Below are 24,409 nucleotides of genomic sequence, written 5' to 3'. Positions count from 1 at the left end.
AATATGAAAATTCAAATGGTTGATCTTAAAGGTCAATACCTGAAAATAAAAGAAGACATAGATGCAGGCATTCAGGAATGTATAGACAATACAGCATTTATCAATGGTCCCGCTGTAAAAGAATTCCAACACGGTTTCGAAAAATATCTGAGAGTAAAGCATGTTATTCCTTGTGCCAATGGAACAGATGCTCTTCAAATTGCCATGATGGCACTTAATCTCCAGCCCGGCGACGAAATAATCTGCCCGGCCTTCACTTATGTAGCAACTGCAGAAGTTATTGGTCTTTTAGGATTAAAACCTGTAATGGTAGACGTAAATGAAGATACTTTTGATATACAGCTGGAAGGTCTTGAAAAATATATTACTCCCAACACCAAAGCGATAGTTCCTGTTCATTTGTACGGCCAAAGTGCTGATATGGAACAAATTCTTAAATTTGCAGAAAAACACAACCTTTTTGTTATAGAAGATAATGCTCAGGCAATCGGCTCAGATTATACGTTTTCAGATGGGAAAGTAAAGAAGACCGGAACTATCGGACATATCGGCTGCACTTCATTTTTTCCATCAAAAAACCTTGGATGTTATGGTGATGGAGGAGCTTTGATGACAAATGATGATGAATTAGCTTTCAAAATCAGAATGATTGCCAACCATGGCCAGGAAAAGAAATACTATCACAAAGTTTTAGGTTGTAACTCAAGATTAGATACCATTCAGGCTGCTGTATTAAAAGTTAAGCTTAAGCATTTGGATGAGTATTCAGCTGCCCGAAACAGAATGGCAGATTATTATGATAAAAACCTTACGGGTATTGCCGAAATTCAGATTCCTGAGAGAGCAGGAAATTCTACACATGTATTTCATCAGTATACCCTTAGAGTGAAAAATGGAAAAAGAGACGGATTACAAAAATATTTGGCAGAAAAGAATATTCCAAGTATGATATACTATCCTTTGCCTCTTTATAAACAGGAAGCTTTTCTTCAATATGTAGAAGATGGCTTTAGCCTTCCGGTTACAGAGCAACTTTGCAAAGAGGTTATCTCTCTTCCTGTTCATACAGAATTTGACCAGGAGATACTGGATGTGATTATTATGGAAATTAAGAATTATTTTAACTAATATAAAGCAGATATGTCTGATTTTTTTGCACACGAAACTGCCGTTATTGACGAAGGATGTCAAATAGGAAACGGAACCAAAATCTGGCACTTTTCACATCTTATGACAGGTTGCATTTTGGGAGAAAAATGTAATATTGGACAGAATGTTGTTATTTCACCTAAAGTAGTTTTGGGGAAAAACGTGAAAGTTCAGAATAATGTTTCTATCTATGAAGGAGTAACATGTGATGATGATGTATTTTTAGGACCTTCAATGGTTTTTACCAATGTAATAAATCCAAGAAGTGCAGTGAACAGAAAGAATGAATATCTGAAAACACATGTTGGAAAAGGGGCTTCCATAGGAGCTAATGCAACTATTGTTTGTGGACATAATATAGGTCAGTACGCTTTTATTGGCGCAGGAGCTGTGGTTACTAAAGAAGTTCCGGACTATGCGTTGGTAGTAGGAAACCCTGCCAGGCAGATGGGATGGATGAGCGAATTCGGGCACAGACTTCAGTTTGATACAGAAAATATTGCCGTTTGTGAAGAAAGCGGAGAAAAATACAAATTAGAAAATAATAAAGTTTCAAAAATTTAAAACATACAAATGAGTGAAAAAATAAAATTTGCAGTGGTGGGCTGCGGGCATATCGGAAAAAGACATGCCGAAATGATTTCAAGGAATGATGAATGTGAACTAGTAGGATTAATTGATGTTAAAGATAAATCTGTCCTTGGAATTGAAAATTATAATGTTCCTTTTTTTACTTCCCTGGATGAATTCCTGACTTCCGGGATTGATGTGGATGTTGTTAATATTGCTTCTCCAAACGGGTTTCATTTTGAGCAGTCTTACAAAGTGATAGATGCTGGAAAGCATGTGGTAGTAGAAAAGCCAATGGCTCTGAAAAAACAACATGCTGAAAAACTTATATTTCAGGCTTTACATAAGCATAAACAGGTTTTTGCGGTAATGCAAAACAGATATTCACCACCTTCTGCTTGGGTGAAGGAAATGGTAGAGAGCGGAAAACTTGGTAAAATATATATGGTTCAGCTTAATTGCTACTGGAATCGTGATGACAGATATTATAAACCGGAATCATGGCACGGCAAAAAAGATCTGGATGGAGGAACCTTATTTACGCAGTTTTCTCACTTTATAGATATCATGTATTGGTTGTTTGGTGATATTACCAATATTCAGGCAAAATTTGCAGATTTTAATCATGAAACTCTTACAGATTTCGAAGATTCAGGTTTTGTTAGCTTTGATTTTGTAGATGGAGGAATGGGGTCTTTGAATTACTCAACTTCAGTCTGGAATCAAAACCTTGAAAGTTCCATGACGATTATCGCTGAAAATGGATCTGTGAAGATTGGTGGACAATATATGGACAAGGTAGAAGTTTGTAATATAAAAGACTATGTAATGCCAGAATTAGCTCCCACAAATCCTGGAAATGATTATGGTGTTTATAAAGGATCTGCAGCCAATCACCACTATATCATTGAAAACGTTGTGGATGTATTGAAAGGAAGAAATACCATTACTACCAATGCTTTGGAAGGATTGAAAGTGGTGGATATTATTGAGAGGATATATGATAAAAAGTAGGAAATTCTCATTACTTTGGCATAATGGTGAATTTGAAAATGAAAAAAGAAAGAACTATACTGTCAAATCCTTGAATTTTGTTCAACCCTGAATAATGAAAAGCAAATATGAGAATTTTGATAACGGAAGCAAATTATAAAAACTCTATAGCAATACAGCGGGAATTGTATAAAGACAATATGCACGAGGTTTTTGCTACAGATAAAGAAGCCGTTTTTTTTGCTAAAAGATTAGGATATTGCAAAGATTATATTGTGGGGAATTTGGAGGAATCAGTCAAACAGATTAACCCCGAATTTATAATTCCTGTAGGGAGCGAAGCTGTAAAGATATGCTCTGAAAAATATAGAGAATTATGTTTAATACCTACAAAAGAGAGTCTTGAAATAGCATTAAATAAAGATAAAATGCAAATTTTGAACTCTCTTAGCGATGTAAATTATCCTGAGTGTAAAGTATTTTCAAATCTGGAGGAATTAAGGTTATACAGTAGAGATAAGAATTGTGTTGTTAAATCAAGCAATGAAAGCTTAGCCAAATTTGATCCGTTATATGTAAAATCAGGTTCTGAATCCGAATTTGAAAAAATAGAAAAATACTTGTCAGGGGGAGTAAAACTATTAATGCAGGAGCGGGTATCAGGAGTAGGCAGAGGTTTTTTTTGTATTGCTAAAGAAGGTAAAATTATTAGCTATTACATGCACCAGCGTATTAGAGAGATACCAATTACCGGAGGATCTAGTACAGCTGCCAAGTCTATTTTTTGTGAAAAAATGTTTAATATATCTAGACAAATTATAGAATATTTAAATTGGTCCGGCCCATTAATGGTTGAGTATAAATATGATGAGACGAAACAGCAATATTATTTAATTGAGTTGAATCCCAAATTTTGGGGTTCATTAGATTTATCTTATGCAGTAGGACTCAATTTTGGAAAAACCTTGATTGAAGCTTATTCGAATAGGGTGGAAGAACAAATTGAGAAAAAATATGAAGTTGAAAAAAAGTTCTTCTGGGTTTTAGACGGAGATCTTTTAGTTTTGCTTAAAACAAGAAAACTGCATAAAATAAAAGAATATTTTTATAAGGACTCTTATACGAACTTGTTTGAAAACTTTTTCGTTGATTCAATCAAATTAATATGGACCATAAAGAAAATTTTCTCAAAGTAAATAAAATGAAAAAGGGAATTTTTCATTTTCACAGTACCTATTCCTATGATGGAATAAATACGATTGAAAAAATAGTTAAAAAAATAAGAGATAAAAAACTTGATTTTGTTGTTTTAACTGATCATGAGACCATAGAAGGGAGTTTAGAACTTCAAAGAAAAATAAAAGAACTAAATCTAAATGTAGAGATTCCTACTGCTGCAGAATATAAAACAGATCGGGGAGATGTTATAGCATTAAATGTAAAGAATGAAATTACTGACATGACATGGCAGGAGTTTTATAAAAGAGCAAAAGAACAAAATGCCATCTTGATTTTACCTCATCCATATGACGGGCACACCCAAATAGAAGAACTGGCACAAGCTGTTGATGTGATAGAAGTATTTAACGCCAGATCATCAGTCATTAATAACTACAAGTCTTATCTGTTGTCTTTAAAATATAAAAAAACCGTAATCTGGAGCTCTGATTCTCATATTCCTCAAACTCTTTTAAATGTAGTGGTGGGATATGAAAAAAAAGATTTGAAATTTCATGAAGCATTAATGAATGGCGAAATTGCCCCATTATTTCTTAAAAAAAGTTCAGTATCAGATATTTTTTTATCACAACTTAAAAAAGCGTATGTGAATAAAAATTTTAAATTGTTTATATATATTGTATATAAAACTCTTTTTAAGAGAACTAAAGAAGATTATTTAAATTTATGAAAAGAAATATAATATCTTTTTTAGGCAGCAATATATTATCTCAATTAATATTACTGATTGCAGTTCCATTAACCGGAAGAATTTATTCTGATTACGAAATTGGAGTACTTTCCTTTATTTTATCAATTTCAGCCCCATTAGCGTACTTTTATACTTTGTCTTACAACAAAGCAATTATGTTACCAGCAAAGAGCGAAGAATATAGTATGCTATATGCTGTTTCCATTTTTTTAAGTATAACCATCTCATTAATTTCCTTTTTCGTTATACTTATTTCAATGTTATTTTTTGATATAGATTCCTATTTTTTAATTGTACCGTTGGTTGCATTTAGTCAATCTTTATATACTGCATCAAAAGATATTCTTATAAAAAAAGGCTTGCTGAATATTGTCAGTAAATCAATGATATTAAGCTCTGTGTTTGCAGTTATCATTATACTTTCTGGTTATTATATAAAATTATCATATTGGGTTTTGATATTATCTTATGTGATACCTAATTTTTTGGCGACTATATTTATATTATTTTATATCAAAATACAAAGAAAAAAAATTGTTTACAGAGAATTTTATAACATTATAATAAAATATAAGTCCTTCCCATTGCATCAGATGCCAGCTTATTTTATTAATACTTTTAATGCAGAGCTACCTAGTTTCTTTATAAAACATTATTTTGGAGAAGCTATTTTGGGGAACTATTTTATGGCTTCCAAAATTGTGAATAAACCACTAAGTTTAATATCTGAAAGTTTAAATGGGTTAATATACAAAGATTTGTCAGAAACCAATAAAGCGAAAATCAATAAGAAAATGAATACCTATGTTGGATTATTATTTTTGGTTTCCCTACTATTTGCTATTGTATATTTAATTTTTGGGGAATATTTTTTCTCTTTATTTTTTGATATTAATAAATGGAGAAAGGCATTTGATATGAGTAAAATAATAATTTTCACGACTGTTATTTCATCGTCTTTTTCTCATTATTCAAGTGGTGTATTGGTTAAAAGAAAGAATAAAATTTTCCTCGTTTGGGAGGTAATTACCACTTTGGTTTTGTTTGTTTCATTTTTTTTAGGAAAGAGCTCTACAATAGATTTCTTTATATGGATTTATGTAGGAGTAATTTTATTTAGATATTTATTACTTTCTTTACTATTTAATAAATCTTGATTTTTTTGTTTCCATGAAAGTAATGTTAAAAAAATTGCGAACAGAAAATGCTATATTATACACAATTAAGTTTTTACTGAAAATTGCATTTGGCTATAGTGTTTCTCCAACTTTAGAGTTTTTATCGGAAGATTATGTAATGATTCAGGTTGAGGGAATAAGAATTAAATTTAAGTTATGTTCACACGATAAATTGCTTGATTTGATAGAAGGCAAAGGTCATATGAAGTCTATACCTTCATATGATGATTATTATTACATTCCGGTTATTGATGAAAATGTAAGTGATTTTTATGAATGTAATAATGGAAATATTCAAATCAATTATGATATTATTACTTTATCTTTTGTTTTATTATCATGCTATGATGAATTAACCTCAGAAGCGCGAGATGAATTTGACAGATTCAGATATAAAGATAGTTTAGTATGTAAATATAATCTGATTACTATACCCGTTGTTGATGAATACGCATTTCTGATCAGAAAAATTCTTAAAAATGAAGTACAAAGTTTTATTCCCTCATTAAAGACAACAATAATTGTTCCTACTCATGACATAGATAACCTTTATAGATTTGACGGTTTTTTTACATCGATTAAGACTTTGGCTGCAGAAGCTATTAGAGAAAGAAGACCTTTACAATTATGCAGTTCAATACTGAACATGTTAAAAACTATTGTTTTTAAAAAAGAAGATCAGTACCTTAAAGGAATAGAGCAATTGTATAAAGATTCAAAAAAAAACGGTTTAAGATCAGTTTTTTTCTTTATGACTGCAAAGCCATCTCAATTTGACAAAGGTCAGGCTATAAACCAAAATGTCTTGAATTTGATGTCCAAAATTGCAGATGCAGATATGCTGCTGGGTATTCATCCAGGCTTTAATACATTCAGGAACATTGCTGTTATGAACGATGAAATAGAGAGGCTTAGAAATACATCAGAAAGAGATATTATATTTGCAAGACAGCATTATCTTAGATTTGACCGTAGGATAACTTTTGAAAATCTTGAGAAATGTGGTATAAAAGTCGATTATACTATGGGGTTTGCAGACCATGAAGGATTTAAATGTGGTACTGCACACCAATTTCACCCATACAATTTTGAAAAAGACCAACCTTACAACATTCTTGAGGCCCCTCTAATTGCTATGGATGCTACGTTGACGCATTACCAAAAATATTCTATGGATAAAGCTTTTGAGGTATTGGAAAATCTTTTCAAAATAACAAAAAGAGTTGAAGGCGACTTCATCATACTTTGGCATAATGATAGAGTTTTCAGAGATCAAAAGTGGTATAAGAAGGTGTATTTAAGATTTATTTCACAATATAATATGAAAAATAGAAACTTACAATAATAAAAAAAATATTTCATCCAACATATCATGATTGATTGTAATAAATGTAAAGCTTCCTTAATTTTAATAAAAACAAATATAATTGAAAAATATGTCATTATTTTCAGACAAGTTTACATTTTTTAAAGTATTCATTTATTTTATTTTTGTTTTTTCGGGGTCTCTAAAGTGGTTGCCTATTCCAATGGATTTGACCCTATTGTCTCTTTTGCTTTGTTTTGTGGTAATGATCACAGAATTGCGTACGCTAGTTCCGCTACAAGTAAAGGATCGCCTCATTGTTATTTTAATGCTTATATTGAGTTTTATTTTTCTTATTTCTAATTTTTATTCAGTATCTACTATCTATGCCCAATCTAAATCCCTTGCTGTTGTTCTGAATATTTTTACAGTTATATACCCCATTATTGTATTTAAAAAATCTATTTTTTCTGAATTGAAATTATTGATGTATCTTATTGGTGGATTAATGATTGTAGGATTGTTTTATCTGTATTTTAATAATATGTTTATTATATTCCATGATTCTGAATTGTTAGTGGATAAAGTTCCTACATATTTGGTTATTGGAATCATGCTCTGCGCATGTTTTATTTTCTCTCTGGCAAGCAAATTAACATGGTATGTTGCTGCTTACAGATTATCAATATTATTTTTACTATTTCAACTTGGGGGAAGAGGACCTATCATCAATTTGATACTATCCTTAATTGTTTTCTTTACTTTGAATCTTAAAAATTATAAAATAAACTATAAAACAGGGTTTGCAATAGGGGCATTATTTTTTACCATTCTTATTTTTGGAGAGAATATTTATACTTTTGCATTTCAAAATGTAGATTTTGAACGATTTAACATATTTAAATCTTATAATGAAGATACAAGTTTATCCATAAGAGGGAATTTTCTTGAGATTGGACTGGATTCAATACTAGATCATCCTTTTTTTGGATTAGGAATTGGAAGCTCAGGATTTATACTGGAAGGTGCTGATGTAAGTAATTATCCACATAATTTGTTTGTAGAATCAATGATGGAATTAGGGATACTGGGAGGAGGATTATACCTGTTGGCATATGTATTATTCTTTTTTAGAAATTATTCTATTTCCAAAAGCAATAAGGATATGCTGATTTTATTTATTATTGTTCTGTTATTTTATCTGGAAGATAATAAAAGTAACTCTTTTGATTCTTGGAGGTGCAGCATTATATGGATTATGTTTTTTATATCTGAGAAGAGATACAAAATTGGAATAACTAATTAATAATTCACTTGAAATAATATATAATATTAATTTTGTAAAACTAGATTATACTTATATAGGTTCCTATAAATATTATTTAATTTAAAAAAAGAAAAAACAAATGTGTGGAATTTTTGGTGTTGTATCGAACACCAGTATTAATAGACAAAAATTTCAAACTCTGGTAAAACATTCCGAACAAAGAGGAGTAGATTCCAGTGGTTTGATTTATTATCAAAATAACCAATATAAGGTAAATAGAGCTGATTACAGCATTGAAAAATTACTGAATAAGGTAAAACCATATAATAACAATATTGTATTAGGGCATAGTAGATTGATTACTAATGGACTGGGAGATAATCAACCAGTCATTAGAGGAAATATATGCGCAATACATAATGGGATTATAGTAAACGAAGATGAAGTCTGGGGCAAATTATCCGTTAGCAGACAATTAAAAATTGACTCTGAAGCTATTGTAGCTATTGCAGAAGAATTTCTTACCAATAAAGAAAATAAAATAGAAGATCTACCTAAAGAGATTCTTTCTTTATGCCAGGGAGTTATTGCCTGTGCTCTTGCTTTGCCGGAAAAAGGAAAACTTCTTCTGTTCTCTAATAATGGCAGTTTATATGTAGGATATAATGAGGACAAAACTTATTTTGCATCAGAAAGTTATGGGCTTAGAATCATAGGATGTGAAAATATTACCCAGATCAAAGAAAAACCTTTGATTCTGGATATTCCAGCCTCACAAGAAAACCTGTCAGTTACGGACGAAAAGAGCCGGGTTGAAGACTTAATTCCCGAGTTTAAATTTAATACTATTGAAGAAAATCTACTTGAATATAAAAAACTAAGCATCAAAAGATGTACCAGATGTGTTCTTCCGGAAACAATGCCTTTCATAAAATTTGATGAAGCAGGGGTATGTAATTATTGTAAAAGTTATAAACCAAGAAATAACCCAAAACCGAAAGAAGAATTATTTAAACTGGTTGAACCTTACAGAAGGAAAGGAAAAGAATTAGATTGTATTGTTCCATTTTCAGGAGGTAGAGATAGTTGTTATGGATTACATCTTATTGTAAAAGAACTTGAAATGAAACCTGTCACTTATACCTATGACTGGGGAATGGTGACGGATCTCGGTAGACGAAATATCAGCCGCATGTGTGCTGATCTTGGAGTTGAAAACATTATTGTTGCCGCAGATATTTCATTGAAAAGGAAGAATATCAGAATGAATCTTGAAGCATGGCTGAAATCACCCCATTTGGGAATGATGGCAATGCTTACTGCAGGAGATAAACATTTCTTCAGATATGTGGAAGATATCAAAAAACAAACAGGAATTAATCTTAACCTATGGGGAGTAAATCCATTAGAAGTGACTCACTTCAAAACAGGATTCTTAGGTATTGAACCTGATTTTGAAGAAAAGAGAGTATACAGCCATGGTGCTATGAAACAAATGAGATATCATTCTAAAAGGTTCAGAGCGATGATGCAGAGTCCAGGGTATTTCAACAGTTCACTTTGGGATACTTTGTCTGGTGAATACTATCGTAGTTTTACAGAAAAGCAGGATTATTATCATATTTTTGATTATTGGAGATGGGATGAAGAACAGGTCGACAATACGCTGTTAAACGATTATAATTGGGAAAAGGCAATAGACACTACCACTACCTGGAGAATTGGTGATGGCACAGCAGCTTTTTATAATTATGTATATTATACTGTTGCCGGGTTCACAGAACATGATACATTCAGAAGTAATCAGATCAGAGAAGGACAAATAACAAGGGAGAGAGCTTTAGAACTTGTTGAAATAGAAAATGCTCCAAGATATCAGAATATAAGATGGTACCTGGATACTTTAGGACTTGATTTTGAAAGAGTCATTAAAATCGTGAATAAAATTCCGAAATTGTATACTGAAAAATAATTTAAATTTTATTTGTAAATGAAAAACTCTACCTTGTTTTTTAAGATTATTTTGCTATTTACTTATTGGATGTATACTAGTTCTTTCTGTTTGGCTATGCCTGTTTTTAAACCTGCATCAGCAATACAGAATAAATTAATATTTAAAACGGATGATGTCATATTTACAAACAAAAACTTAAGTGTTAAGGAGATTTCCAAGCTCTTGGATTTTTATATTGATGTTTTTAGTTCGGAGACTCAGTTAGCCAAATGGTATAGCTCTGTTTATGATAGTTCGGCGCTTTTGTATATTCCGATACAATATGCTTATGATACTCAAAACCAGGAATTAATAAATAAGCTGCGAAAACTGTTTACTTATAATACTTTATTTATTGTAAAAAAGAATTCTCAGGCAGACGATCTGGCTAAAAGAACCTTCTATTTTACCGCATCAGAATATTTAAGAAGGAACGGAATAAAAGACAATGTTGAAAACACTAAAATGTATAACTTCATTAAAAGTGAAGTATTATATTACTGGAATAATAATCCTGCAAACATTTGGGATGCAGAATCAGAGAAATTTTATGGTGCCAAAGAAAGGATAGATTATATCTTAAGTGGGAATTTTAATGGTAATTTAAGTTATTACAGAGCAATTACTGATTTTGAATTATATGTTATGGGAACAGGGGTAAGTCTTTTACTCATTGAAAAAGATGCCAAACGAACCGTAACTCCTGATTTGGTCTCCATTAAAGATAGATTCTATAGGGTATTGAAAAAAGAAGTTATTATTAAGGATAACAAGGCATGGTATTTACAACCTAATATTTGGAAAGACCATCCTGATTTTAAAGATGTAACCCTTGAAAAGAGCCAAAGTGTCAATTGGGATGCTTCTCATTTTTCAAGAATGTCTGCCTATCTGCATGTGCTGAAACTTAATTTTCAAAATGATAAAATAAAATACAGTTATTTGGAAAAACTCACCACATTACTTTCAAATCAATTGATCACTAACATTGCTGTTTATAATTCCAAAAATGATTTTTATAACTTCAATAATTATATAGACGGTAATAACAGTAGTTTCCGAAGTGATAACAAAGAGGGAAAAAAAGGTATCCAACCCTCTCAGAATTTTGAACATATTTTTATAGGATGGTGGAAGATGTTGAATACAAATGAAATTAAAACAATGTATGAAAGAATAGAAAGAAAATTTCCTTATTATGCTGAACAGAGTGCCTATATTACCCATGATAAAGGTTTTTTTCAGGAAATCATAAAACTAAAATGATCTAATGTCTTTGTTGAATTTCAACCAAAAACCAATTAATGAATAAAAAGTATAGATTCCACATATGCCATCTGACCAGTGTTCATCCAAGGAATGATTCCCGGATATTCCATAAGATGTGTAAAAGTATGGCATCCAGAGATGTTAAGGTGACCTTAGTTGTTGCTGACAGTAAAGGTGATGAAATGATAGACAATGTGGAAATTATAGATATAGGAGCACCGGCTGGTAGATTAAAAAGAATTACACAAACTACAACTGAAATCTTTAATAAAGCTAAGGAACTCAATGCAGATTTATTTCATCTTCATGACCCTGAGTTACTTTTAATAGCAAAAAAACTAAAAAAACTCAATAAAAAAGTAATCTTTGATTCTCATGAGGATACTGTAAACACTATTTTAGTTTCACCCTATTTAAAATCTCCGGTTTCAAATATTATCTCATTTTTATATGGGAATTTCGAACGCTATGTCTGTAGAAAAATAGATGGTGTTATTGGTGCGACTCCCTATATTGAAAGTTATTTTAAAAAGTTTGCCAGACAAACAGAAAATATCAATAACTATCCCATATTATCTGATAAGAAACAAGAAAACATTTCCTGGGATCAAAAACAGAATGAAGTATGTTATATAGGATCTATTGATGATACAAGAGGGATTAAAGATCTGATGAATTCATTGGATATTACAGAATCAGAAGTCAGATTGAATCTGGCAGGCATGTATTCTTCTTCTTCCTTGGAAAGAGATATAAAGGAGCATAAGAACTATTATCTTGTTAATGATTTTGGATATATAAACTCTGAAGAAGTCAAAAATATCTATAGCCGTTCTATAGCAGGTGTGGTTACTTTACATCCAATCCCTACATTTTTGGTAAGTCTGCCAATAAAAATGTTTGAATACATGGTTGCGGGAATCCCGTTTATTGCCTCAGATTTTCCTTATTGGAGAAGCTTATTGAAAGGGAGTAATTGCTGTATTTTTGTAGACCCTCAAAAACCTAATGAAATAGCTGCTGCTATTGACCATTTCATTCTGAACAAAGAAATAGCAAAACAAATGGGTGAAGTGGGCCGAAAGTTAGTATATGAAAATTTTTCATGGAAAAGCCAATCTGAGAAATTATTAACGTTTTATCAAAAAGTTTTATCAAACTAATATGTGTGGAATAACAGGAGCAATAGAATTTAAAAGATCACAAAACCTCAATTTTAAAGAAGGGAGTGATTTACATAATTATATACGAAGAAGAGGACCAGATTACTATGGAGTTGAAAAAACAGAATATGAAAATTGGTCAGTAACCTTAGCTCACTCAAGGCTGGCAATCATAGATCTTTCAGGAGCATCCAACCAGCCTATGATTTCTGATGATGAAAGGTATATTATCACTTTTAATGGTGAAATATATAATTATCAGGAAGTTCGTGAAGAATTGATAACTAATGGTTTTACATTCAGAACCACAGGAGATACTGAGGTACTTTTGAGATCTTGGGAATGCTGGGGCGAAACTTGTCTGAATAAACTGAACGGAATGTTTGTTTTTGGTATCTTTGATAAGATTAAAGGTGAGTTTTATCTGGTAAGGGATAGATTTGGCGTTAAGCCGTTAATATATACCTTTTTTGATGGGCAGCTATTATTTTCCTCTTCTATAACCTCTGTAGCGAAGCAAATAAACCAGGAGATCGATCTGGAATATTGTTCCAGTGGGATAAGGTTCGGTTTTTTCGAAGGATATGAAGACAGAACTCCTTTCAAAAATGTAAAATATCTTTTGCCAGGATCATTGATGAAATGTACGCTGGATGAAAAACTGAAAATAGAAACCAAGACATGGTATTCTCTGGAAGAACAGGTTTCCAAAAAAAGAAAAGAACTGGGGTCATTAAGCTCGGATGAACTCATTTCCCAAGGGAAAGCCCTGTTGGAAAATTCAACAAAAATACGTTTGAGAAGTGATGTTCCATTGGCAATTTCTTTAAGCGGTGGAGTAGATTCGTCTTCTATAGCGGCAATTACATCGAAAGAAGTAGACCATCTGATGGCTTTCAGTTATGGCGCTCCGGACCACCCCAAATCAGAGGGGCCTACTATTAATAAATTTGCGAAAGACAAAAATATTAATGTTGAGTATATTCACTATTCTTATACAGCACAAGAGATGGGTAATATCTATGATCAGACCATGGAGGCACAGGAGTCTCCGTTCCTTGGATTAAGTATTATAGCACAGCATGAAGTATACAAGCAGGTAAAAGAAAGAAACATTAAAGTTTTATTAGGAGGCCAGGGAGGTGATGAAATATTTGCCGGATATAGAAAATTCTTTGTAGTGGCACTGAAAAAGGCAATAGAAAAAAAAGAAATTCTGCCCGGCTTACAATATTTTCACTCATTAGCACTTATGCTGTTATTTGAAACCAAACAAATAAAAACATATTGGAATGAGAAAAGCAGATATTTAAAGACAACAGGAAAAGATATAGTATTTCTTGATTGCCTACCCGAAATTTCTTTAAATCTTTTTGAAAACACATCTTTATCAAACAGACAGATTTCAGATATACAAAAATATAGTATCCCTTCTCTTTTAAGATATGAAGATAGAAACTCAATGTATTTTTCTATTGAAAGTAGATTACCTTTTATGGATTATAGATTGGTTGAGTTTGCTTTAGCATTGCCGGATTTGCTTAAAATTAAGCATGGATACGGAAAATGGATATTACGTGAAATGATGAAAAAAGACGTACCAGGCTATATCCTCAAAAACCGCTTAAAAAGAGGATTTGATGTCACTCAGAACTGGGTGAATGATGGAGTAGGGGAAAGAATAAAAACAAATATTTTAGAAAATAAATCTAAAGCAAAAGATTTTGTATCAGACTTCAGCAGATTGGAAAACAGTCTCACAATTGAGAACCTTAATAATAGCAATATTTTGAATGAAGCAATCATGCTTGATTTTCTGATTGATCCTATTAAAAAAACAGCACTGCACTGATGAAAACAAATAAAAATATTTGGCTGATTTCCAAATATGCCTCACCACCACAATACGCAAAAGTTCCCTCACGTTTGTTTTATTTGGCAAGAGAATTTAAAAGACAGGGAAATAATACCCTTATGATAACTTCAGATTCTAATCACTTTACCAATTGCCCTGAAACAGACAAGATCTATAATGATGAAGAACAGGATGGCGTTGCCATAAGATGGATTAAAACGAAGAAATATATCAAAACGGCATCAATAGACAGAATATTGTCCTGGTTTGATTTTGAGAGAAAGCTTTTCTCCATGAAACTTCCAAACATCACTAAACCTGATGTAGTTATTGTTTCGTCACTGTCAATTTTTACAATTATTTATGGTTATTATCTGAAAAAAAAGTTTGGAAGCTTTTTAGTTTTTGAAATCCGTGATATCTGGCCTTTAACAATGACGGAGGAAGCTGGTTTTTCAAAATGGCATCCTCTTGTTTTACTGATAGGGTTCATAGAAAAATTTGGATATAAGAAAGCTGATTTGGTTGCAGGAACAATGCCGAGGCTGGATTTACATGTAGAACAATTATTAGGTTATAAAAGACCTTTTCATTGCTCCCCATTAGGATTCGATCCTGATAACTATTCTGAAGATTTTTTAAAAGAAAAGAATCCGTTTTTGGAGATAATGCCATTAAACAAAATAATTATAGGTTATGCAGGCAGTATGGGAGTTACGAATGCCCTGGAGCCTTTCATTGAAACAATACAAATGATGAAGGAAGATAGTAATATCCATTTTGTACTTGTTGGGAGTGGTGATCTCAGAGAATCTTACGAAGAACAGCTAAAAGATTGTGCTAATGTTACGTTTTTACAAAGGATTCAGCAAAACGAAGTTAAATATTTTCTTGAAGCTTGTGATATTCTTTACCTATCAACTAAAGATTCAAAAGTGTGGGACTATGGACAATCCATGAATAAAGTGGTAGAATATATGTTGGCCGCAAAACCTATAATAGCTTCTTATACTGGATATCCTTCAATGATTAATGAAGCGGATTGTGGTAAATTTATCAATAGTACATCTGCAGAGGATATTAAAAACGCAATTTTATATTATGCCAATATGAGCTCAGAAGAAAGAATTGCCATAGGTGATAAAGGCAGAAAAAGGATTTTTGAAAACAGAACATATCCGGTATTGGCAAAAAAATATATGGATGCTATTTTATTTCATTCTATAAAGCAAAAGAAGTAGCTTTGCACTGGCTGAAATAAAAATAGGTTTATTTTGAAAATTACGATTAATAATAATTTCATTGATAAACTGTTCCTGTTATCTGTTATGGTGGGAAATACTGTTGCCATTTCTTTTGCGAAACCATTAGAAATGAATCCACGGAGTTTTTCTATACCATATCGGATTTTTATTATTGTGTTTTCTGTACTCATTATCTATAGAGAAAGAAGAAATATTAGTTTTAAAAATATTTCTTTCATAAGCCTTATCGGCTTTTGGACTTTCTATATCATCAAGCTTATATATTCTTTTAATAATTATCCGTTTGATCAGGAGGTGATATTATCGGAGAATGAAAATATTTTTAGGATCCTGGTAATGATACTTTTGCCAAGTGTAGCATTGTTATATATTAATTACAGCAAGATAGATTTCAAAAGCATAACAAATTATTGTCTCTTTATTTTATGTGGCCTTCTCGTTGTAAACTATATATATGGGTTCATAAAATTAGACCATATTTTTAGTACATACTATATTATGTATGGTCATATAGGGTGCTCACTTTTTATTGTATCGTTATTTCTGCTTTTGTTTTGTAAAAAAGAATATAAAACATACTTTTTACTCTTTTGTATGTTTTTAGGATTTTTTAATGTTATTCAATCTATGGCGAGAAGCCCGTTGATAGCAGTGTTTGTGTGTTCTTTTTATATGGTTCTTTTAAAAGGAAATAAAAAATATCTGTTATATGCTGTTACATTGATTTTGTTATTTATAGGGCTTATTTTTCTGCATGAACAATATGGTAACGGACAAATAACAAGTTTCAACAGAATGTACAAATGGCTGGCCCACGGGGATACATCAAGCAGAGGACCATTATATAGTAAGGCTATCGACATCTTTAATGTAAACCCTTTTATAGGAGGAAGAATATTATTTAAAGATGGGGTTCACCCACATAATATTTTTTTAGAGCTTTTAATGGCTACCGGAATTTTGGGATTGATTATTTATTTTCTAAAATTTTTGCCAGTATTCCAAAATGCTTCTCTATTCTGGAACATAAAAAAAAGTAATATATACTATAAACTGATTTTTGCCTTATTTTTGCAATACTTTACACTCGTACAGACATCCTGTAATCTTTTTAATATACCGGAATTTTTGTATTTTAGTTCAACAATTATTGGTATAAGTTATACAGTAAAACCTGGAAAAATCGAGTAGAAACTTATAATATATTATGACCGAACATATCTAACTTTTAAGAATGTATAAAAATTATTTGAAGAGGATTTTCGACTTTGTATTTTCTTTGATGGGAATTACCTTATTGCTTCCGATTTTTCTTATTGTGATGGTAGGATTGTTCCTGTCAAATAATGGAAAACCTTTTTTCTTTCAGTTAAGACCAGGGAAAAATGGCAAGGTATTTAAAATTATAAAGTTTAAAACAATGAATGATAAAAAGGACTCCAATGGAAACCTTTTATCAGATGCAGAAAGATTAACAGCAGTAGGTTCGTTCGTCCGCAAAACATCTTTGGATGAAATTCCACAGTTGATTAATGTTTTGAAAGGTGATATGTCCCTTATTGGCCCCAGGCCTCTTCTAGTACAATACCTGCCACTTTATAATGAGCACCAGGCAAGAAGACATGAAGTGAGACCCGGAATTACAGGTTGGGCACAGGTAAATGGAAGAAATGCAATATCATGGAATCAAAAATTTGACTATGATGTGTGGTACGTAGAAAACATCTCATTTATTTTAGATTGCAAAATCTTTTTTCTTACCGCTAAGAAAGTATTTATAAGAGAAGGGGTTTCTGCTGATGGACACGTTACAATAGAACCATTTCAAGGAAATTAATTAATAGCTATGTATTTATTTGGGGCAAGCGGACATGGAAAGGTAATTGCAGATATTGCTGCTGCTAATGGCATAAAAATTAAGGCATTTATAGATCAGGATATCACTAAAAGTGAATGCTATGGGTTTCCTGTACTGAATAATTTACCGGAAGACAAGGAAAAGCTGGTTATTTCAATTGGAAATAATCTTACCCGTAAGAAAATATCGGAACAAATTAAAAACTCGATAGGTATCTTAATTCATCCGAAATCAATAATTTCAGGTTCAGTCAACATTGAGGAGGGAACGGTAGTAATGGGAGGTGTTGTCATTAATGCCGATACCACCATTGGAAAACATTGTATCATCAATACCAATGCATCTGTAGATCATGATTGTATGATTGAAGACTTTGTTCATATTTCGCCCAATTCGGCACTTGCCGGAGGAGTAAAAGTGGGAGAGGGTTCTCAAATCGGAATTGGGGCTTCTGTAATACAAGGAATAAAAATAGGAAAATGGTGTGTAATAGGTGCTGGGGCGGTAATTATTGCTGATATTCCAGATTATTCAGTCGTTGTGGGAAATCCGGGTAGAATTATTAAGAAAAATATTATATAACAAGTTACTAATCAAAAATATGAATACTAAAATCTGGCTGTCCTCACCGCATATGGGAGGAAATGAACAAAAATATATCAACGAAGCATTTGAAGAAAATTGGGTAGCTCCGTTAGGACCTAATGTTAACGGATTCGAAAATGATCTGGAGCAGTTTTTAGGTGAAAATGCAAAAGTGGCAGCGCTTTCTGCAGGTACTGCAGCATTACATCTCGCCCTTATTGAATGTGGAGTTGTACATGGTGATGAGGTCATCTGCCAGTCAATGACTTTCTCTGCATCGGCTAATCCTATTGCGTATTGTGGAGCAGTACCTGTTTTTATTGACAGTGAGCCGGATACATGGAATATGTGCCCGAAAACTTTAAGGGAAGCTATTGAAGACAGGATTCAAAAAGGAACAAAGCCTAAAGCTATTATTGTAGTTCATCTTTACGGTATGCCGGCAAAGATGGATGAAATAACAGCTATCGCTCAGGAATTCCAGATTCCAATAATAGAAGACGCTGCAGAAGCACTTGGTTCAACGTATAAAGGACAGGCTTGTGGAACATTCGGACGTTTTGGAATCTTGAGTTTTAACGGGAATAAAATTATTACAACTTCCGGTGGAGGGGCACTGGTTTGCCACACAGAAGAAGATAAAGATAAAGCTGTTTTTCTTTCTACACAAGCCAGAGACAATGCACCTCACTATCAGCATTCACATATTGGCTTCAACTATAGAATGAGTAATATTGTAGCAGGAATAGGAAGAGGGCAGATGGAAGTACTTAAAGACAGAGTTGCAGCACGTAGAGTAATGCACAATTTCTATGTTGGTCTTTTCAAAAATATTGAGGGGGTAACTGTATTTTCAGAGCCTGGAGATGATTTCTATTCAAATCATTGGTTATCTGCAATTATCATTGATCCGGAAATTACAGGAAAAGACAGGGAAGGGTTAAGACTTGCTTTTTTAGAAGATAATATAGAATCTAGGCCGCTTTGGAAACCAATGCATTTACAGCCGGTTTTTGAAACAGCTCCATATTACGGAGGAAATATTTCTGAAAAACTTTTTGATAACGGACTGTGCCTTCCTTCAGGCTCCAATTTATCAGATGATGACAGGGAAAGAATAACAAAAGCAGTTTATTCTTACTTCGGAATTTAATATCATTGAAATTAATGAATCAGTACAAATATTGGAAAGTTGTTTTTGATTTTATCCTGGCGGTAACATTGATTCTCTTTCTTATGCCTGTACTGATAATTTTATTTTTGATTACAAGCCTGGATACAGCTTCCAATGGGATTTTTTTTCAGACCAGGATAGGGCAGTATGGAAAACCTTTTATCATTTTCAAATTTAAAACAATTCATCCGCAAAAGAGAACGTGTTCAAAAGTCGGACAAACTCTCAGAAAATTTAAGTTAGATGAGTTTCCTCAATTGTTTAATATTTTAAAAGGTGATATGAGTTTTGTTGGTCCCAGACCTGATATCGAAGGCTATTATGATAATCTTATTGGAGAAGACAGAAAAGTTCTGGAGCTGAAACCAGGGCTTACCTGTGAGGCAAGCATCAAATACAGGGATGAAGAAAATTTACTGAAAAGCCAGAAGGATCCTTTAGCATACAATGATGAGGTATTATTTCCGAGCAAAGTAAAAATGAATCTTGACTATTTTGAGAATATGTCTTTCAGAAACGACACAAAGATCTTGTTTAAAACATTAATAACCATATTGAAATAGAGTTTTCACTATTATGAAAATTAAAGAAACACCGCTTAAAGACTGCTACATTATAGAGCCTACTATATTTGAAGATGAAAGAGGCTACTTCTTTGAAAAGTTCAATGAAAAAAAATTCGAGGAACTTACCGGAATGAACGGGCACTTTGTACAGGATAACATTTCTAAATCTTCTTATGGAGTATTGAGAGGATTACACCTTCAGAAAGGAGAACATGCCCAGGCAAAATTAGTTTCCTGTCTTGAAGGAAGCGTTTGGGATGTGGCTGTAGACCTTAGAGAAGATTCTCCTACATTCGGCAAATGGTTCGGAATAGAGCTTACCGCTGAAAATAAATTACAGCTGTATGTACCGAGAGGTTTCGGACATGGTTTTTCTGTATTGAGTACCCATGCGGTATTTTCTTATAAATGTGATAATTTTTATAACAAGGAATCAGAAGGCAGCGTAAAATTCAATGATCCGGATCTTAATATCGACTGGAAGTTGGATGAAAAAGATGCCATACTTTCAGAAAAAGACCGGAATGCTCCTGGATTTAAAGAAAAAAACTTCTAAAGTATATTCCTGAAAACCACTTTTATAAAGTGGTTTTTATTTTTTAATCCCAACTCTTTAATATTTTGTATCTTTGCAGACTCAAAATCAAAACGATGCGTACAAAATCTGTAGGGAAGAAGAAAATCAATGTGGTCACTCTTGGATGTTCCAAGAATGTATATGATTCTGAAGTATTAATGAGCCAGCTGAAAGCCAATGGCAAAGAAGTGGTTCACGAAGACCGTGGGGACATTGTTGTGATCAATACCTGCGGATTTATAGATAATGCAAAAGAAGAATCTATCAATACTATTCTTGATTATGTTGAGGCTAAAAACAGAGGTGAGGTTGAGAAAGTATTCGTTACCGGATGTTTATCCGAAAGATATAAACCGGACCTGATAAGAGAAATTCCGGATGTAGATCAGTATTTCGGGACAAGAGACCTTCCGGTACTTTTAAAACATCTTGGAGCAGATTATAAGCATGAGCTGGTAGGAGAAAGATTAACAACAACTCCGAAACATTACGCATACCTTAAAATTTCTGAAGGCTGTGACAGGCCATGTTCTTTCTGTGCTATTCCATTGATGAGAGGGGGACATGTTTCAACCCCTATCGAAAAACTGGTTTCAGAAGCTCAGAAACTGGCAAAAAAAGGAACAAAGGAATTAATTCTTATTGCGCAGGATCTTACTTACTATGGTCTGGATCTTTACAAAAAAAGAGCATTGGGAGATCTTTTAAAAGAACTGGTAAAAGTAGAAGGAGTAGAATGGATTCGTCTTCACTATGCTTTCCCAAGCGGTTTTCCGGAGGATGTTCTTGATATTATCCGTGAAGAGCCTAAAGTATGTAATTATATAGATATTCCTCTTCAGCACATCAATTCAGATTTGTTGAAATCTATGAAGAGAGGAACTACCCATGAAAAAACTGATGCTCTTTTAGGAAAATTCAGAGAAAAGGTTCCAGATATGGCAATCAGAACAACGCTTATTGTTGGATATCCGGGAGAAACAGAAGAAAGATTCCAGGAGCTTAAAGACTGGGTAAGAGAGCAGAAATTTGACAGATTGGGATGCTTTACCTATTCTCATGAAGAGAATACAACTGCTTATGTTTTGGAAGATGATATTCCGCAAGAGGTAAAAGAGGCAAGAGTAGAAGAAATTATGGAATTGCAGTCTCAGATTTCTTGGGAAAAGAACCAGGAAAAAGTAGGCAAAGTATTCAGATGCATTTTCGACCGTAAAGAAGGGAATTATTTCATCGGAAGAACAGAGTATGATTCACCGGATGTGGATAATACAGTTTTAGTTTCCGCAGAGGACACTTACATTTCTATTGGTGAATTTGCGGATGTCAAAATAACTTCCGCTGAGGAATTTGACTTATATGGAGAATTGGTATAGCTAAATACTTATTAATCATTTGAAAATAAAGCTGATGGAATTAATTTATTAATTAAAATTAACATAGAATTTTTTCGGCAACTTATTTTTATCATACTGAAAATCAGATAATTAATATTATGCATTATTAAGAATTTTTAATTTTTTATTTATAAAGCATATAAAATCAAAAATTATATCTTAAATTTGCGCAGGAAGCAATATTTTTAAATTATGTACTTTCAATAAGTTAATCATTAAAATGAGACTAAAACTCAATTAAATAATTATTTGATCGTTTTAGTTTCACTATAATATTCACAAGTTGGGATGCGTGTTCCTTTTTGAAAATATTGATGAAAAAATGTAATTAAAAATCTTTAAAAACTTATGAAAAAATTTTTATTAACAGCAACTATGCTTGTTGGCCTTTCGGCCCTTTCTAAGGCTCAACAGGGGCGAGTGGGGATTAACACAACCACACCAGCCGCAACCTTAGATGTAGTAGCAAATACTACTGATAATGCTAGACCTGACGCCTTATTAGTCCCTCGTTTAACAAGAAGTCAATTAGCAGCTAAAGACGCTGCTTATGACACAGCTCAAAATGGTGCCCTTACATTTGTAAACACTATAGATGGTACAGCTACGACAAAAACTGTAAATGTAACAGCAGTAGGCTTCTATTATTATGATGCTCCGTCTGCTACATGGAAAACATTAGGAGGAGGTGCTGCTCCAGCTACACCGTTCAGAATGAACCTTGCCCAAGCTGCTTCTACCGCTTATGACTGGACAAACTCTAATTTTGATTATTGGGAGTTCACCAGTGGGACACAACTTACTTTACCGGTTCCTACAGCTTACAACGGAAGAACAATTTATTTAAGAAATCAAACAGGTGGTACTCTGCAGTTTTCTGGTGTTGATGGAATTGCTACTCCTAAAGGTATGGCCAGTCTTACGGGAATTGCTGCTATACAGATTTATAGCAACGGTACAAATTGGTATCTTGTTTCAGGTAGAAATTAATTAAAAACATAAAATTAAAATGAAAAATATTTTCTTAAATATAGCAGGCGGTGTATTATTGTTCCTAGGTGCAAACGTTAATGCTCAAATTATAAGTAATGGAAATGTTACCTCAGCTTTAAATAATACCAACTATTTCATGGATGGTAGTAATTTTGAAGGATTAGCTAACCAGAGCTATGGTAGAGGTTTAGGATTTCCTAGAACTAATCTGACTACTTTTACATTTGATACTTCTCCAATGGATAATACTGTAATTGTTTCTGACTTTGATGGTATGGTAGTGTATAATACAGCTACAGGTAATACTGCGGCTGGTCAAGGGGTAACTACAGCAGTTGCTCCAGGATTCTATTATTTCTCCAATCCAGGTAATCCAGGTAACATTACTAATGGTAGATGGGTCCCAATTGGTGGAGGTAGTTCTAAATTTGATGTAACTAATGCAGCAGCCGGAACCCCTACTAATACATTGGTAAATGGAGCTCAGGTATATGCTATCAAAGGGACATTTGCTGCTTCAGGAAGCTCGACAGCTGTAAATATTCCAGCGCCGACAGGTATGACTGCTTTATATGGTATTACAATTTATAAAGCAGGTACAAACACTGTATATGATAGAAGTTTATACTCTTATACAATTGCAACTACTGCAGGAAATGCAATTACAGGTTCTCCAAGTATGTCAGTAGTATATCCTGCTGGAACATATGACTATGTAATAGAATATTTAAAATAGAGAATTTTATTAATTACATAATGAAAACCAATGAGAAATCATTGGTTTTTTTTATTTTTAGAAAGGAGCGTTCTTTCACTTAATTTAAATATCAGAATAATTTTGATTTAATCTTTTAGATACAATATTATATAATTAGATCAAACAAAAAATTAACAATATATCAGGCTGTTAAAATTTTCTTCAGAATAATGACATAGTTGGCTTAAAACAGGTTCTCAAAGTCGTTTTCTTACATTTATAATTTAAGAATTTTAATTTTAGAATATATTTTTTTAATTCAGCTCTTAACATTGTTGGTTTTTTAATATGTTGATTTTCAAGATGTTTTAAATTCCGTCTTTTTAAATTATGCCTGAATTAGTTAATTATGTTAACTTTTTGAATCTTTTTTTAACGTTTTTTAACAGTATAGCTTAAAACCCCTATTTATAGGGTGTCGCAAGGATTGTTAACGTTTTATTAGTGTTTTGTTAACTTTTTTTAACATATGGAGTAGGGTTTTATAAAGATTCCTGATACATTTGCTCCGTCAAAACCAATAAAAGTTCAAAATGATGAAAAGATTCATTCTCGTAATCATAA

The 24,409-nt window shown here is 32.6% G+C and carries 22 protein-coding genes; all 22 read left to right on the top strand.

Going from position 1 to position 24,409, the window contains the following annotated elements:
- Window positions 1-3: 3 nt before the first annotated feature.
- The gene (locus tag ACE3RB_RS15945; protein WP_374465110.1) at window positions 4-1,128 is read left to right on the top strand and encodes a DegT/DnrJ/EryC1/StrS family aminotransferase; all 1,125 of its coding nucleotides are present in this window, start codon (window positions 4-6) and stop codon (window positions 1,126-1,128) included.
- Window positions 1,129-1,140: 12 nt separating this feature from the next.
- The gene (locus tag ACE3RB_RS15940; protein WP_374465109.1) at window positions 1,141-1,713 is read left to right on the top strand and encodes an acyltransferase; all 573 of its coding nucleotides are present in this window, start codon (window positions 1,141-1,143) and stop codon (window positions 1,711-1,713) included.
- A gap of 9 nt (window positions 1,714-1,722) precedes the next feature.
- Window positions 1,723-2,733 carry a Gfo/Idh/MocA family protein gene (locus tag ACE3RB_RS15935; protein WP_374465107.1) on the top strand — a complete coding sequence of 337 codons (1,011 nt, stop codon included), beginning with the start codon at window positions 1,723-1,725 and terminating at the stop codon, window positions 2,731-2,733.
- A 107-nt stretch (window positions 2,734-2,840) separates the two neighbouring features.
- Complete coding sequence (locus ACE3RB_RS15930; RefSeq protein ID WP_374465106.1) at window positions 2,841-3,908, top strand: ATP-grasp domain-containing protein; 1,068 nt, start codon at window positions 2,841-2,843, stop codon at window positions 3,906-3,908.
- Complete coding sequence (locus ACE3RB_RS15925) at window positions 3,878-4,621, top strand: PHP domain-containing protein (protein ID WP_374465105.1); 744 nt, start codon at window positions 3,878-3,880, stop codon at window positions 4,619-4,621. The genes ACE3RB_RS15930 and ACE3RB_RS15925 overlap by 31 nt, the downstream gene beginning before the upstream one ends.
- Window positions 4,618-5,799, top strand: coding sequence for a lipopolysaccharide biosynthesis protein (locus ACE3RB_RS15920; RefSeq protein ID WP_374465103.1), 1,182 nt, complete (start codon window positions 4,618-4,620; stop codon window positions 5,797-5,799). Before ACE3RB_RS15925 ends, ACE3RB_RS15920 begins: the two co-directional genes overlap by 4 nt.
- Before the next feature lie 13 nt (window positions 5,800-5,812).
- Window positions 5,813-7,165, top strand: coding sequence for a polysaccharide deacetylase family protein (locus ACE3RB_RS15915; protein ID WP_374465102.1), 1,353 nt, complete (start codon window positions 5,813-5,815; stop codon window positions 7,163-7,165).
- Window positions 7,166-7,256: 91 nt separating this feature from the next.
- Window positions 7,257-8,432 carry an O-antigen ligase family protein gene (locus ACE3RB_RS15910; RefSeq protein ID WP_374465118.1) on the top strand — a complete coding sequence of 392 codons (1,176 nt, stop codon included), beginning with the start codon at window positions 7,257-7,259 and terminating at the stop codon, window positions 8,430-8,432.
- 100 nt (window positions 8,433-8,532) lie between these two features.
- Entirely contained in the window at window positions 8,533-10,365 is a 1,833-nt protein-coding gene (locus ACE3RB_RS15905; protein ID WP_374465101.1) for a hypothetical protein, read from the top strand.
- Between the two features lie 204 nt (window positions 10,366-10,569).
- Entirely contained in the window at window positions 10,570-11,652 is a 1,083-nt protein-coding gene (locus ACE3RB_RS15900; RefSeq protein WP_374465100.1) for a hypothetical protein, read from the top strand.
- Window positions 11,653-11,690: 38 nt separating this feature from the next.
- Window positions 11,691-12,818 carry a glycosyltransferase gene (locus ACE3RB_RS15895; protein WP_374465099.1) on the top strand — a complete coding sequence of 376 codons (1,128 nt, stop codon included), beginning with the start codon at window positions 11,691-11,693 and terminating at the stop codon, window positions 12,816-12,818.
- Between the two features lies 1 nt (window position 12,819).
- Window positions 12,820-14,670, top strand: a complete 1,851-nt coding sequence (asnB, locus tag ACE3RB_RS15890) for an asparagine synthase (glutamine-hydrolyzing) (RefSeq protein ID WP_374465098.1) — start codon at window positions 12,820-12,822, stop codon at window positions 14,668-14,670.
- Complete coding sequence (locus tag ACE3RB_RS15885) at window positions 14,670-15,914, top strand: glycosyltransferase family 4 protein (RefSeq protein ID WP_374465097.1); 1,245 nt, start codon at window positions 14,670-14,672, stop codon at window positions 15,912-15,914. The genes asnB and ACE3RB_RS15885 overlap by 1 nt, the downstream gene beginning before the upstream one ends.
- A gap of 33 nt (window positions 15,915-15,947) precedes the next feature.
- A complete protein-coding gene (locus tag ACE3RB_RS15880; protein ID WP_374465096.1) occupies window positions 15,948-17,129 on the top strand; it encodes an O-antigen ligase family protein in 1,182 nt (393 codons plus the stop codon).
- A gap of 43 nt (window positions 17,130-17,172) precedes the next feature.
- Window positions 17,173-17,775, top strand: coding sequence for a sugar transferase (locus tag ACE3RB_RS15875; RefSeq protein ID WP_374465095.1), 603 nt, complete (start codon window positions 17,173-17,175; stop codon window positions 17,773-17,775).
- Window positions 17,776-17,784: 9 nt separating this feature from the next.
- Window positions 17,785-18,378, top strand: coding sequence for an acetyltransferase (locus ACE3RB_RS15870; RefSeq protein ID WP_374465094.1), 594 nt, complete (start codon window positions 17,785-17,787; stop codon window positions 18,376-18,378).
- A gap of 19 nt (window positions 18,379-18,397) precedes the next feature.
- The gene (locus ACE3RB_RS15865) at window positions 18,398-19,534 is read left to right on the top strand and encodes an aminotransferase class I/II-fold pyridoxal phosphate-dependent enzyme (protein ID WP_374465093.1); all 1,137 of its coding nucleotides are present in this window, start codon (window positions 18,398-18,400) and stop codon (window positions 19,532-19,534) included.
- Window positions 19,535-19,548: 14 nt separating this feature from the next.
- Entirely contained in the window at window positions 19,549-20,118 is a 570-nt protein-coding gene (locus ACE3RB_RS15860) for a sugar transferase (RefSeq protein WP_374465092.1), read from the top strand.
- 13 nt (window positions 20,119-20,131) lie between these two features.
- Window positions 20,132-20,677 (top strand): dTDP-4-dehydrorhamnose 3,5-epimerase, encoded by a 546-nt coding sequence (gene rfbC / locus ACE3RB_RS15855; protein WP_374465091.1) that lies wholly within the window; start codon window positions 20,132-20,134, stop codon window positions 20,675-20,677.
- A 95-nt stretch (window positions 20,678-20,772) separates the two neighbouring features.
- Window positions 20,773-22,074 (top strand): 30S ribosomal protein S12 methylthiotransferase RimO, encoded by a 1,302-nt coding sequence (rimO, locus tag ACE3RB_RS15850; protein WP_374465090.1) that lies wholly within the window; start codon window positions 20,773-20,775, stop codon window positions 22,072-22,074.
- A 396-nt stretch (window positions 22,075-22,470) separates the two neighbouring features.
- The gene (locus ACE3RB_RS15845; RefSeq protein WP_374465089.1) at window positions 22,471-23,085 is read left to right on the top strand and encodes a hypothetical protein; all 615 of its coding nucleotides are present in this window, start codon (window positions 22,471-22,473) and stop codon (window positions 23,083-23,085) included.
- 139 nt (window positions 23,086-23,224) lie between these two features.
- Complete coding sequence (locus ACE3RB_RS15840; RefSeq protein WP_374465088.1) at window positions 23,225-23,824, top strand: hypothetical protein; 600 nt, start codon at window positions 23,225-23,227, stop codon at window positions 23,822-23,824.
- Window positions 23,825-24,409 lie beyond the last annotated feature (585 nt).

Origin of the sequence: Chryseobacterium sp. (genome assembly GCF_041914225.1) — a bacterium.
In the GTDB taxonomy this organism is placed as follows: Bacteria; Bacteroidota; Bacteroidia; order Flavobacteriales; family Weeksellaceae; genus Chryseobacterium.
The sequence above is the reverse complement of the archived record's forward strand: the minus strand, read 5'-3'. Positions and strand labels throughout refer to the sequence as shown.

Coding starts and splice junctions, on each gene's coding strand:
- ACE3RB_RS15945 (WP_374465110.1), top strand. CDS start 4: ATGAAAATTCAAATGGTTGATCTTAAAGGTCAATACCTGAAAATAAAA.
- ACE3RB_RS15940 (WP_374465109.1), top strand. CDS start 1,141: ATGTCTGATTTTTTTGCACACGAAACTGCCGTTATTGACGAAGGATGT.
- ACE3RB_RS15935 (WP_374465107.1), top strand. CDS start 1,723: ATGAGTGAAAAAATAAAATTTGCAGTGGTGGGCTGCGGGCATATCGGA.
- ACE3RB_RS15930 (WP_374465106.1), top strand. CDS start 2,841: ATGAGAATTTTGATAACGGAAGCAAATTATAAAAACTCTATAGCAATA.
- ACE3RB_RS15925 (WP_374465105.1), top strand. CDS start 3,878: ATGGACCATAAAGAAAATTTTCTCAAAGTAAATAAAATGAAAAAGGGA.
- ACE3RB_RS15920 (WP_374465103.1), top strand. CDS start 4,618: ATGAAAAGAAATATAATATCTTTTTTAGGCAGCAATATATTATCTCAA.
- ACE3RB_RS15915 (WP_374465102.1), top strand. CDS start 5,813: ATGAAAGTAATGTTAAAAAAATTGCGAACAGAAAATGCTATATTATAC.
- ACE3RB_RS15910 (WP_374465118.1), top strand. CDS start 7,257: ATGTCATTATTTTCAGACAAGTTTACATTTTTTAAAGTATTCATTTAT.
- ACE3RB_RS15905 (WP_374465101.1), top strand. CDS start 8,533: ATGTGTGGAATTTTTGGTGTTGTATCGAACACCAGTATTAATAGACAA.
- ACE3RB_RS15895 (WP_374465099.1), top strand. CDS start 11,691: ATGAATAAAAAGTATAGATTCCACATATGCCATCTGACCAGTGTTCAT.
- asnB (WP_374465098.1), top strand. CDS start 12,820: ATGTGTGGAATAACAGGAGCAATAGAATTTAAAAGATCACAAAACCTC.
- ACE3RB_RS15885 (WP_374465097.1), top strand. CDS start 14,670: ATGAAAACAAATAAAAATATTTGGCTGATTTCCAAATATGCCTCACCA.
- ACE3RB_RS15875 (WP_374465095.1), top strand. CDS start 17,173: ATGTATAAAAATTATTTGAAGAGGATTTTCGACTTTGTATTTTCTTTG.
- ACE3RB_RS15870 (WP_374465094.1), top strand. CDS start 17,785: ATGTATTTATTTGGGGCAAGCGGACATGGAAAGGTAATTGCAGATATT.
- ACE3RB_RS15865 (WP_374465093.1), top strand. CDS start 18,398: ATGAATACTAAAATCTGGCTGTCCTCACCGCATATGGGAGGAAATGAA.
- ACE3RB_RS15860 (WP_374465092.1), top strand. CDS start 19,549: ATGAATCAGTACAAATATTGGAAAGTTGTTTTTGATTTTATCCTGGCG.
- rfbC (WP_374465091.1), top strand. CDS start 20,132: ATGAAAATTAAAGAAACACCGCTTAAAGACTGCTACATTATAGAGCCT.
- rimO (WP_374465090.1), top strand. CDS start 20,773: ATGCGTACAAAATCTGTAGGGAAGAAGAAAATCAATGTGGTCACTCTT.
- ACE3RB_RS15845 (WP_374465089.1), top strand. CDS start 22,471: ATGCTTGTTGGCCTTTCGGCCCTTTCTAAGGCTCAACAGGGGCGAGTG.
- ACE3RB_RS15840 (WP_374465088.1), top strand. CDS start 23,225: ATGGATGGTAGTAATTTTGAAGGATTAGCTAACCAGAGCTATGGTAGA.